General features: G+C 71.3%; 10 protein-coding genes. 1 reads left to right on the forward strand and 9 read right to left on the reverse strand.

The annotated features are described in order from the left end of the window. The 9 genes from CSC68_RS15505 to CSC68_RS15545 form a co-directional block, all read right to left on the reverse strand. The coding region (locus tag CSC68_RS15505; protein ID WP_246193635.1) for a DUF4124 domain-containing protein at window positions 1–256 on the reverse strand (256 nt) is incomplete at its 3' end. A 4-nt stretch (window positions 257–260) separates the two neighbouring features. Beyond that, window positions 261–824, reverse strand: coding sequence for an L-threonylcarbamoyladenylate synthase type 1 TsaC (gene tsaC / locus CSC68_RS15510; protein WP_162204502.1), 564 nt, complete (start codon window positions 822–824; stop codon window positions 261–263). A gap of 128 nt (window positions 825–952) precedes the next feature. Further along, window positions 953–3,412 carry a DNA topoisomerase I gene (locus CSC68_RS15515; RefSeq protein ID WP_162204503.1) on the reverse strand — a complete coding sequence of 820 codons (2,460 nt, stop codon included), beginning with the start codon at window positions 3,410–3,412 and terminating at the stop codon, window positions 953–955. 177 nt (window positions 3,413–3,589) lie between these two features. After that, a complete protein-coding gene (locus tag CSC68_RS15520; protein WP_162204504.1) occupies window positions 3,590–4,606 on the reverse strand; it encodes an RDD family protein in 1,017 nt (338 codons plus the stop codon). Window positions 4,607–4,631: 25 nt separating this feature from the next. Next, the gene (locus tag CSC68_RS15525; protein WP_162204505.1) at window positions 4,632–5,303 is read right to left on the reverse strand and encodes a GYF domain-containing protein; all 672 of its coding nucleotides are present in this window, start codon (window positions 5,301–5,303) and stop codon (window positions 4,632–4,634) included. After that, complete coding sequence (locus tag CSC68_RS15530; RefSeq protein WP_162204506.1) at window positions 5,300–5,749, reverse strand: hypothetical protein; 450 nt, start codon at window positions 5,747–5,749, stop codon at window positions 5,300–5,302. Before CSC68_RS15530 ends, CSC68_RS15525 begins: the two co-directional genes overlap by 4 nt. Window positions 5,750–5,849: 100 nt before the next feature. Continuing rightward, window positions 5,850–6,323: a DUF494 family protein gene (locus tag CSC68_RS15535; RefSeq protein ID WP_162204507.1), complete on the reverse strand. Its 474-nt coding sequence runs from the start codon at window positions 6,321–6,323 to the stop codon at window positions 5,850–5,852. Between the two features lie 72 nt (window positions 6,324–6,395). Beyond that, the gene (dprA, locus tag CSC68_RS15540; RefSeq protein WP_162204508.1) at window positions 6,396–7,517 is read right to left on the reverse strand and encodes a DNA-processing protein DprA; all 1,122 of its coding nucleotides are present in this window, start codon (window positions 7,515–7,517) and stop codon (window positions 6,396–6,398) included. A 73-nt stretch (window positions 7,518–7,590) separates the two neighbouring features. Beyond that, entirely contained in the window at window positions 7,591–8,706 is a 1,116-nt protein-coding gene (locus tag CSC68_RS15545) for a LysM peptidoglycan-binding domain-containing protein (protein WP_162204509.1), read from the reverse strand. 145 nt (window positions 8,707–8,851) lie between these two features. Here CSC68_RS15545 and def point away from each other — a divergent pair, with 145 nt between their 5' ends. Further along, the gene (gene def / locus CSC68_RS15550) at window positions 8,852–9,364 is read left to right on the forward strand and encodes a peptide deformylase (RefSeq protein ID WP_162204510.1); all 513 of its coding nucleotides are present in this window, start codon (window positions 8,852–8,854) and stop codon (window positions 9,362–9,364) included. Window positions 9,365–9,413: the final 49 nt, after the last annotated feature.

Genomic DNA, 9,413 nt, shown 5'->3' on the forward strand with positions numbered 1-9,413 from the left:
CCGGCGGGTCCTGCGGGCGCTGCATCATCCGCTGTTCGCCGCGCTGGCCCTCGGCGCACGGCGTGTTGCCCAGGCTGACCGTGCCATCGCTGGCGGTGCATCGGTAGATGGTGACCTTGCCGGGTCCGGCTGCCTGGCCGGATGCGGCGGCGAGCAGCAGGCAGCACAGCGCCAGGCGCGCCATGGCCACCGCACCCGGCGCCGGAGCCATGGTCCGGGGAGCGGGATGCGTGGTGGCCGTTGCGTTGCGGCGCATGGGCTCAGCCGCGCAGCACGCTGCCGTCCAGGGCGGCGCGGATCGGCGTGGGCCGGTCCAGGCCGGCGGTCTGGCCTCCGACGACGCCGTCGATGCCGGCCAGCAGCGCCGGATCCAGCTCGCCGCGCGAATAGGCCGGCGGCTGTCCGGCGAGGTTGGCGCTGGTGGACACCAGCGGCCCGCCCAGGGCCTCGCACAGGGCGACCACCACCGGATGGGCGCTGACGCGCACGGCCAGGCTGCGGTGGCTGCCGGTAACCCACGGCGGCGCCAGCGGCGTGGCCGGGATCGCCCAGGGGTTCGGTCCCGGCCAGCTGGCGCAGACCTCGGTCATGCGCCCGGCGGGCAACTGGGCCCGGGCGAGCCAGGGGCGCACCGCCCCCAGTCCCGCCGCGACCACGATCAGGCCCTTCTCCACCGGACGCTGCTTGATCTCCAGCAGGCGCAGGACGGCCGCTTCGTTGGCCGGGTCGCAGCCCAGGCCCCAGACCGCTTCCGTGGGATAGGCGATCACGCCGCCGCGCCGGACCAGGTCGATGGCCGCGGCGATGTCGAGGGTGTTGTCCATGCGCGGATGGTAGTACGGGGGGCGTGATCGGCGGTTCGGGATGCCCCTGCGCCCGTCTGTGTCAGCCGGATCCGGAGGCGGAAATGGACAGGCCCGCGCGGGGCGGGCCTGTGCCGGGGAGCGGAGGATCAGAAGGGCGGGGCGTCGTCGGCCGTGGGGCGGGACGCGGCCTTCCTTGCCGGGGCCTTCTTTGCAGCCGCCTTCCTTGCCGGAGCCTTCTTCGGCGCGGCGTCCTCGGCGGCGGCCTTCTTCGCCGCAGCCTTCTTCGCCGGGGCCTTCTTGGCGCCGAAGCCGCGGCGCGCCGGCTTGCCGGTCTCGGCCAGCAGCTGCTGCACCTCCTCCAGGGTCAGCGAGGACGGCTCGCGATCCTTGGGGATCTTGCCGTTGAGCTTGCCGTCGCTGATGTACGGGCCGAAGCGGCCGTTGAGCACCTGGATGTCGCTGCCGGGGAACTCCTTGATGATCCGGTTGCGCGCGATCTCTTCCTTCTCCTCGATCAGGAACACCGCGCGCGCCAGGTCGATCTTGTACGGGTCGTCCTCCTTCTTCAGCGAGGCGTAGGTGCTGCCGCGCTTGACGAAGGGGCCGAAGCGGCCGATGCCGACGCTGACCTGCTGGCCGTCGCTCTCGCCGAGGTTGCGCGGCATGTCGAACAGCTTCAGCGCCTCCTCCAGGGTGATCGAGTAGATGCTCTGGCCCGGCTGCAGCGAGGCGAACTTCGGCTTCTCCTCGTCCTCGACCGTGCCGATCTGCACCATCGGGCCGAAGCGGCCGATGCGCGCGCTGACTTCCTTGCCGCTCTTCGGATCGATGCCCAGCGAGCGCGAGCTGCCTGCGTCGGTGCGGTCCAGCGATTCCTTCTTGTCCTCGACCAGTTCCTTGAACGGGCCCCAGAACCGCTCCATCAGCGGCACCCATTCCTCCTCGCCGCGCGAGACCGCGTCCAGCTCGTCCTCGAGCCTGGCGGTGAAGTCGTAGTCCACGTACCGGGTGAAGTGTCCGGACAGGAACTTGCTCACCGCGCGACCCACGTCGGTGGGCTTGAACGCGCGGCCTTCCATCTCCGCGTACTTGCGGAACAGCAGGGTCTGGATGATCGAGGCGTAGGTCGAGGGACGGCCGATGCCGTACTCCTCCAGCGCCTTGACCAGGGCCGCCTCGGTGAAGCGCGGCGGCGGCTGGGTGAAGTGCTGGTCGGCGTGGATGCGGTCCAGCGGCACGCGCTCGCCGGGCTTGAGCGGCGGCAGCTTGCGGCCCTCGTCCTCGTCCTCGGCGGTCCTGGTGTCCTTGCCTTCCTCGTACACGGCCAGGAAGCCCGGGAACACCACGGTGGTGCCGCTGGCGCGGAACACGTGCTCGCTGCCGGCGGCCAGGGCGACCGAGACGGTGTTGAGCGTGGCCGGGACCATCTGGCTGGCCACGGCGCGCTTCCACACCAGCTCGTAGAGCCTGCGCTCGTCGTCGGTGAGGAAGCGGGCGATCGAGGCCGGGGTGCGCAGGGCCGAGGTCGGGCGGATCGCCTCGTGCGCTTCCTGCGCGTTCTTGGACTTGGTCTGGTAGACGTTGGGCTTGTCCGGCACCGAGGCGGTGCCGTAGTCGCGGGCGATCACGTCGCGGATCTCGGCCACGGCCTCCTGCGACAGGTTCACCGAGTCGGTACGCATGTAGCTGATCAGGCCGACCGTTCCCTCGTCGCCCAGGGTCACGCCCTCGTACAGCTTCTGCGCCACCTGCATGGTCTTGCGGGTGGTGAAGCCGAGCTTGCGCGAGGCCTCCTGCTGCAGGGTCGAGGTGGTGAACGGCGGCGCCGGGCGGCGCTTGCGTTCCTTGCTGGCCACGTCGGTGACGTGCAGCGCGCCGGCGGCGGCCTGCTGGATGCGCAGGCGCGCGGCTTCGGCCGATTCGCCGTCGGTGATGGTGAACTGCTCGAACTTCTGCCCGTCCAGCTTCACCAGCTTGGCCGAGAAAGGCTGCGCCGGATGCGCCAGCTCGGCGCCGATGCTCCAGTACTCGCGCGCCTTGAACGCCTCGATCTCCTCCTCGCGCTCGACGATCATGCGCAGCGCCGGCGACTGCACGCGGCCGGCCGACAGGCCCGGCTGCACCTTGCGCCACAGCACCGGGGAGAGGTTGAAGCCGACCAGGTAGTCCAGCGCGCGGCGCGCCTGTTGGGCGTCCACCAGCTCGCCGGCGATGGTCCGCGGCTGGTTCATGGCTTCCTTGATCGCGCGCGGGGTGATCTCGGTGAACACCACCCGGCGCAGCGGCTTGCCGTCCAGCAGGCCACGTTCCTTCAGGATCTCGGCGATATGCCAGCTGATCGCCTCGCCCTCGCGGTCCGGGTCGGTGGCCAGCCAGATGTCGTCCGCCGCCTTGGCCGCCTTGGCGATCGCCTCGACGTGCTTCTCGTTCTTCTCGATCAGGTCGTAGCGCATGGCGAAGCCGCGCTCCGGATCGACCGCGCCTTCCTTCGGCACCAGGTCGCGGACGTGCCCGTAGGAGGCCAGGACGGTGAAGTCCTTGCCGAGGTACTTGTTGATCGTCTTGGCCTTGGCGGGCGACTCGACGATGAGGAGGTGCTTGGGCATGTGTGAACCAGACAGGGCAGCGGTCCATCCGGGACCGGAACGTGCGGCAGAACGCGTGAAGAACGTGTTCCCCATAGGCGGCGACGCCCGGGGGTGGGACCCCCGGGCGCCGGCCAGCTTTCCTTTTTATAGGTGAATCATGCCCTACCGGCCGTGTCAAGCCGGCCGGGCGGGGGCTCAGCCGGCGAACGAGGCCAGGGCGCCGATCACCGCGACCACCATCAGCAGGCCGACCACCATCATCAGGCCGCCGAGGACCAGGACGACGATGGTGGCAGTGCCCAGCTCGCGGCGCTGCCACTCCGGATGCTCGGTGAAGGCCCACTTGTCGACCACCAGGGTGTCGCACAGCATGTCGTGCAGGGCCTGCTTGCGCTCGGTGAACGCGGCCATCAGGTAGCCGATGCACAGCACCAGGCCGCTCAGCAGGGCGCCGAAGTAACGGCCGACGCCGCGCAGCACGCTGATCCGGTTGCCGTCGGTACGGACGACCTTGATGCCGATCAGCATCTTGCCGGGGGTGGCGCCGCCGCGGGAGGCATGGAAGCCGGCGTAGTAGGCGGCGGTGATGGCCATCGACACCAGCTGGATGGCCAGCTGGACCAGGACGGCCCCCGCACCCGATTCGTCACCGGCCATGGCCAGCGGGAGCGCGAACAGGCCGAGCACGAAGCCGATCATGCCGCCCACCACGCCGACGATCAGGCTGTCCACCAGGTAGGCGGCCACGCGCTTCCAGAAGCCGGCCAGCACGATCTCGCCCTGGAACGCCGGCGCGGCCGCCTCGTGGCCGCTGGATGCCGGTGCGTTGTACGGGGTATACGGCCTGGCGGGCTCGGGCACGATCCAGGTCTCGGCCACGGGCGCGTCGGTGGGGCGGGTTTCCGTCGTGGCGGCGGCCATCGGCTCCAGCTGCAGCGCCGGTTCCTGTGCCGGGGTCGCCGGGGGCGGCTCCGTGGCGGGAGCGGGTGCCGCGGCGGCTGCCGGCGCGGGGGCCGGGGGCGCCGGCGGTCCGACCACGTCGAGCCCGAGTTCGCCGGTGAAGCCGGCCAGCGGCTGCCATTCCGGCAGGCCTTCGCGCCACACCAGGGTGGCATCGTCGACCTGGCCTTCGTGGTACAGGCGGGCAAGGTCGCCGGCCGCGACCGGGCCCTGCTGCTGGGGGGTGTGATCGGCGTAATACCACTGGGTCATGCGTGCGTATCCTTCGTTTGCCGCGTCAGCCGCGGCATTCATGGGGCAGGTAACGGTCTTCCACGGCCGACGAACACAGCCAGGTCTCGACGGCGGCGTTGTATTCCAGCCACACCGGCTCCCCGTCCAGCTTTCCGCGGCCGGGTGCATGGATGGTGGCGACCATGCCGCACAGCGTGCTTTCCTCGAACTCGCCGAAGCGGATCGAGGCGACGTGCGGGCCGGCGTAGTCGGTGGCCGGGCCGAAGCCCTCGTCGTCGTTGGTCGGGCAGCGGCCGTGCTCCCCGAGGAACGCCACCACCACAGGCTGGTGGACGCGCGCCTCGTTGATGGCGGCCGCCGCGGTCGAGCGCAGCGTGTAGTCGTTGTAGGCGGGCACCGCGATCGCCGCCAGGATCCCCAGCGCCAACACCAGGAACAGCCCGCCACCGATGAGGGCCACGGCGAGGATGCAGCCGCTGCGCCCACGTGGCGGTGGCGGGGCGACGGCTACCGGTGGCGTGCGCGGCAGGGGCGGAGGCACGTTGCCCAGTCCCAGCTCGCCGGCCATGGCCGACAGCGGGCTCCACTGGGCAAGGCCATCGCGCCACACCAGGGTCTGCGGCGCGATCGCGCCGCTCCGGGCCAGCCCTGCAAGCTCCGCGGCCTGCACCGGCCCGTGCCGCTGCCCGTCGAGGGCGTAGTACCAGTCGGTCATTGCAGCAGATCCCTTGTCACGCCGTACCCCATCCCGTCGACGAAGAAGATGACCGGCGGCAGCACGGCCCCCAGGGTCCGCTGGCGTGGCCTTGCGCAAGGCCTCACAGGTCCCGGCCGCATCGCCCGCGGCCCGGCGGCAGGCCGGCCGGCAGGCGCCGTGGACGGCAGCCAGGCCTGCCGGCAGGCAGTGGCAAGCGTGCTGGAGGGCGCCGGGTCGAAGCCACGCGCGGGCGAGGACGTGGCCTGCGCGGGGGCGCGGCGACGGCAGGCGTCCGGCGACGCGTACAGGCCCGGTTCGGCCGCGGCTTCAGCCAGGGTCTGCCGCGGCGCCACGCCATCGCGCTGCACCGACCCGATTGAGCCGATATCCGTCCGTTCGCGCGGCTGCGAGGCCTGCACCGGGCCATGCCGCTGCCCGTCGGCAGTGGCGCAATACCAGTCCATTCGTGTCCCCGGAAAATCCGGTCATCACGTTACCTTAACCTCCAGACGCACGGAAGCCGGCGCGAGGCCGGCTTCCGTGGCGTTGCGGGAGCAGCGGGCGTCAGTGCACCGGCTCGGGTTCCTCGCCGAACATCTGGGTTTCCATCCAGGCGTAGGCGGCCTCGGCACCGGGCTGGGTGAACAGCACCATCAGCACCACCCACTTGAGGTCGTCCAGGTCCAGTTCGTCCTGGTCCAGGGCCATGGCCCGGTCCACCACCAGTTCGCGCTGGGCGGCATCGATCACGCCCTGCTGTTCGAGGAAGGCGAGGAAGCCGCGGCACTCCACGTCCAGCTTGTCCAGCTCGGGACCATGGAACACGCGCACCGGTCCATTGCAGCGCGGCTCGCCCGCGCTCGGGCGCTGCTGGGCAAGGCCGTCGAGCCAGTCGAAGGCCTTGGCGATCTCGGCGGGAGTGAAACCGGCCTCGATCAGGCCGGCCTGCAGCGGATCACGGTCGCGCAGGGTGTCCGCATCGTCGGCGATGTAGTGTTCGAACAGGTAGAGCAGGACGTCCAGGATGCTTTCTTTCATTGCCCTCGGCCTGCGCCCTGGCGGGGCGCGGTGGGTGGGGAACCACGGGCGTGGCCAGGCCATCCGTTGCCGTCAGGCGGCGACTCCGCCGCCGGTGAACCTGCGCGCATAGCGGCCATGTTCCACCACGACGCGCCCGTCAAGTTCCATGGCCAGCAGCATGGACGACAGGGTGGCGGGCGTCAATCCGGTCCGTTCAGCCAGCACATCCATAGGGATTGGGTCATGGCCCAGTGCCTTCCACAACTTGTCGTGGTCATCACGCTCGCCAGTGGCCGTCTCGTGAGGGCCGGGCGGTGCCGGGGATGGTGGGGGCGCCAGTTCCCGGGCCAGGCGACCGGCCAGGCTGGCGATCCCGGCCAGCACTTCAGCCGGCGCCTCGACCAGCTGGGCGCCGTCGCGGATCAGGCGGTGGCAGCCGCGTGCCTGCGGGTTGTGGATCGAGCCGGGCAGGGCGAAGACCTCGCGCCCGTACTCGGCGGCCAGTCGGGCGGTGATCAGGGCACCCGAGCGCAGGGCCGCCTCCACGACCACGGTCCCGAGCGCCAGCGCGGCAATGATCCGGTTGCGCGCGGGGAAATGCGCCGGGCGCGGCGGCGTGCCCGGCGGGTGCTCGCTGACCACCGCGCCGTCGGCCGCCACCCGCTCCATCAGGCCGGCATGGTGGCGCGGATAGGGCAGGTCCGGGCCGGTGCCGAGGACGGCGACGGTCACGCCCCCGCAGTCCAGCGCCGCCGCATGGGCCGCGCCGTCGATGCCGGCGGCCATGCCGCTGGCCACCGCCAGGCCGGCGCGGCAGAGCGCCTGGGCGAAGCCGCGGGCATTGTCGCGTCCGCCGGCGCTGGCCGCGCGGCTTCCGACCAGGGCCACGGCGGGCCGCCACAGATGGTCGGGGTCGCCGGCCACGAACAGGCCCACCGGCGCATCCGGGCATTGCCGCAGCAGGGGCGGGTAGCGCGGGTCGTTCCAGGCCAGGAAGTGGTGGCCGGGGCGGGCGAGCCAGGCCTGGCAGCGTTCAAGCAGGGGCTCCGGAACGGCCGCCAGGCGGGCCGCCAGCTCCGGGTCCGGGAAGGCCCCGGCTCCCGCCTCCAGCAGAGCCCGCCTCGGCGCACGCGGCCCGCCGGCCAGCGCCAGGCGCAGGCCGGCTTCCAGTGCGGGGAAGGCTGGCGGTGATGCGGGGGAGGCCACGGACATGGGTCCATCGTGGCCCGGAAACGGCGACGGCGCCCTCGGGCGCCGTCGCGTTGGAGCGTAGGAATTGTCCGCCTTACTGGGCGTCCGGGTGCCGGGCGCTGTAGCCGATGCGGACCGGCTTCACCCCGTCCATCACCAGGGCGTAGCTGACCTTGTCGAAGGTGCGGAACACCATCGCGTGCGCGGCGTACTCCTCCGGCAGGGCGACGCCGCCACCGGTGAAGCGGTCGTCCATGCGCGAGGTGGCGCCACCGGTCACGCGGTCGTTGACGCGGGTGCTGTTACGCCACAGCGAGACCACGGTGCCGTTGTCGATGCCGTCGGGGGCGCCGGCCGACAGCGCGATCCCGTCGCGCGGACCGCCGGAGGAGATGGCATCGGCCACCGCCAGCACGCGCAGTTCCGCCGGCATCTGCGCCGGGGCGTGCGGGAAGAACTGCAGGTCGTACGGCTGGGCCTCGACCGGGATCAGGCGGTCGCCGGGGCGAACTTCCTTGCCGTTGCTGTCCTCGAGGGTGAGGGTCGCGACCTGGATGTCGCCGGCCGGCGCGGCGGTGATGGTGCCGACGTTGACCTGGGCCAGCTCGTAGCCGAGGAACTCGTTGCGGTCCGTCGGCGGCACGTATTCCTTCCACAGCGAACCGTCGCCCGGGGTCGTGCGGCCGGTGGGCAGCAGGTCCTGGGTGTTGCGGGGCTGGGCGAAGCGCACGGTCGGGCGGACCACGGCGTAGCGCTGGCCGACCTCGGCACTGGCGAGGTTGCGGACGTAGGCGGCGTGGCCGGCGCTGCCGCGCAGGCGGTTGTCCTCGAAGGCGACCACGTACGGCAGGTGCTCGAACGAGTCCACCACGCGCAGGTTCTTCAGGAACGGCTCGATGTCCGAAAGCGGCACGGCACCGACCGGGGCCTCCTCGCGCGGACCCGGCTCGACCGCCAGGCGGTCCAGGTAGGCCAGGCTGAGCACGTCACCCGGGTAGATCAGGTGCGGGTTGGCCACCTGAGGGTTGGCCTGCCAGATTTCCGGCCACAGCCAGGGCTTCTTCAGGAAGCGGCCGGCGATGTCCCAGAGGGTGTCCCCCTTCTGGACCACATAGGTATCCGGGTGAGAACCGGCGGATTCAACCGCCAGTGCATAGGTAGCGACAGTCAGCATCGCGACGGCGAGGGCCGTCCGAAGACGCGTGAGCATGATTGAAATCCGCCTGATTCCCCAACAGGTTCGCGGACTATAGTCCAGAAACCCGGTCCCAGCGCAAGCATCCGCGCTAGAATTGGCGATATCAGGCCGGCCAGGACCGGCCCAACCCTGCTGTCCCTCCCCCGGAGCGCCCACCATGGCCCTGCTGCCCATCCTCGAGTTCCCCGATCCGCGCCTGCGCACCAAGGCCGCCCAGGTCGAGCCGGCGCAGGTCACCACGCCGGAGTTCCAGCGCCTGGTCGACGACATGTTCGAGACCATGTACGACGCCCCGGGCATCGGCCTGGCCGCCACCCAGGTCGACCAGCACCTGCGGTTCATGGTCATCGACACCAGCGAGGACAAGTCGGCGCCGATGGTGTTCATCAACCCGGAGATCCTGGAGCGCCAGGGCGAGCGGGTCTACCAGGAAGGCTGCCTGTCGGTCCCCGGCATCTATGCCGACGTGACCCGCGCCGACACCATCGTCGTGCGCTTCCTCGACCGCGAGGGCAGGCAGCAGGAGATGGCCGCCGAGGGCCTGCTGGCCACCTGCATCCAGCACGAGATGGACCACCTGGAAGGCAAGCTGTTCGTGGACTACCTCTCGCCGCTCAAGCGCGAGATGGTGCGCAAGAAGCTGGCCAAGGCGCGCAGGCACGCCGCCTGAGCCCGGTGGCGCGCCCTTCGCGGCGTCGCCGCCCCGCAACCCCCCGGGC

It is taken from the genome of Pseudoxanthomonas suwonensis, assembly GCF_010093235.1.
In the GTDB taxonomy this organism is placed as follows: domain Bacteria; phylum Pseudomonadota; class Gammaproteobacteria; order Xanthomonadales; family Xanthomonadaceae; genus Pseudoxanthomonas; species Pseudoxanthomonas suwonensis.

Bases quoted from the DNA above. Each gene is read 5' to 3' on its own strand.
- tsaC (WP_162204502.1), bottom strand. From the start codon at position 824: ATGGACAACACCCTCGACATCGCCGCGGCCATCGACCTGGTCCGGCGC.
- CSC68_RS15515 (WP_162204503.1), bottom strand. From the start codon at position 3,412: ATGCCCAAGCACCTCCTCATCGTCGAGTCGCCCGCCAAGGCCAAGACG.
- CSC68_RS15520 (WP_162204504.1), bottom strand. From the start codon at position 4,606: ATGACCCAGTGGTATTACGCCGATCACACCCCCCAGCAGCAGGGCCCG.
- CSC68_RS15525 (WP_162204505.1), bottom strand. From the start codon at position 5,303: ATGACCGACTGGTACTACGCCCTCGACGGGCAGCGGCACGGGCCGGTG.
- CSC68_RS15530 (WP_162204506.1), bottom strand. From the start codon at position 5,749: ATGGACTGGTATTGCGCCACTGCCGACGGGCAGCGGCATGGCCCGGTG.
- CSC68_RS15535 (WP_162204507.1), bottom strand. From the start codon at position 6,323: ATGAAAGAAAGCATCCTGGACGTCCTGCTCTACCTGTTCGAACACTAC.
- dprA (WP_162204508.1), bottom strand. From the start codon at position 7,517: ATGTCCGTGGCCTCCCCCGCATCACCGCCAGCCTTCCCCGCACTGGAA.
- CSC68_RS15545 (WP_162204509.1), bottom strand. From the start codon at position 8,706: ATGCTCACGCGTCTTCGGACGGCCCTCGCCGTCGCGATGCTGACTGTC.
- def (WP_162204510.1), top strand. From the start codon at position 8,852: ATGGCCCTGCTGCCCATCCTCGAGTTCCCCGATCCGCGCCTGCGCACC.